Raw genomic sequence first — 1,072 nt, forward strand, 5'->3', positions numbered from 1 at the left:
TGGAAGTAACCTCGCTGCCGATCGAAACGTTTCTTGAGAACCAGGGCGTCACGGACACGTCCAACGCGGTTTTCATTGTCGAATTCGACGATACCGATCTGCAATATTCCGACGTTACCGGCGACGGGATGCCCGAATACTGGGTCGCCAGCGGCACCCAGCCGACAGCGATGTATATTGACGTGGATGATGACGGCATGCCCGAATATGTCGTTCGCGATCAGAACAACAATTCCCCCATGACGCGCGACAATCAGAGCGGCGCGCATATGGCCAAGATCAACCAAAGTCTCGACGTCTACACCTATCCCGAGCAAGACGGCGACTCTCCGGTTGGCTCGACCGGAGGCAATCTGTATTTCGCGACGGACGGGCAGTCGTTCACTGAAGGCGAGATCCGCGCACCGATTGATGACACGATTGATCCGGACAACCAGCTGATCATGGATGCGGCGATTGTCTGCTTTGCGCGCGGCACCCTGATCCTGACACCGACAGGCGAGCGGAAAATCGAAGATCTGAAAGTCGGGGATCTGGTCGAGACGCTGGATCACGGGGCACAGCCCATTCGGTGGATTTCGTCGCGCAGTATTGGCAAGTCGACATTGATACGGCGCGAATCCCTGCGACCGGTCTGCATTACCGCAGGAGCGCTGGGGAAAGGCTATCCGCGACGTGACCTGATTGTTTCGCCGCAGCATCGCATTGCCTTGTCCTCACCCATCATTCGGCGGATGTTCGATCAGAACGAAGTGCTGGTTCCTGCCAAACATCTGGTCGGTCATGCCGGGATCACCGTTCAGGAAACCCACGAGGTCGAATACTTCCATTTCATGTTGGATCGGCACGAAATGGTCTGGGCCAACGGCGCCCTGACGGAAACCATGCTTGCGGGGCCAATGGCCCTAAGGGCGCTTGGCCCGCGTCAATGTGATGAAATCAAGCTGATTTTTCCCGAACTGGATATGCCGGGCACCATCCCGTCACCCGCGCGCCGAGTAACCAGGCAACGCGAAACCCGAAAATTGTTGAAACGGCACGTCAAGAACCGAAAACAGCTTTTCGACGAAAT

Annotated in this window: 1 protein-coding gene; it reads left to right on the top strand. The window is 56.6% G+C overall.

Going from position 1 to position 1,072, the window contains the following annotated elements; genetic code table 11:
- A partial coding sequence (locus PAF17_RS20055; protein ID WP_271890821.1) for a Hint domain-containing protein occupies window positions 1-1,072 on the top strand: 1,072 nt, incomplete at both ends.

The sequence above is a fragment of the Paracoccus onchidii genome (genome assembly GCF_028294535.1).
In the GTDB taxonomy this organism is placed as follows: domain Bacteria; phylum Pseudomonadota; class Alphaproteobacteria; order Rhodobacterales; family Rhodobacteraceae; genus Paracoccus; species Paracoccus onchidii.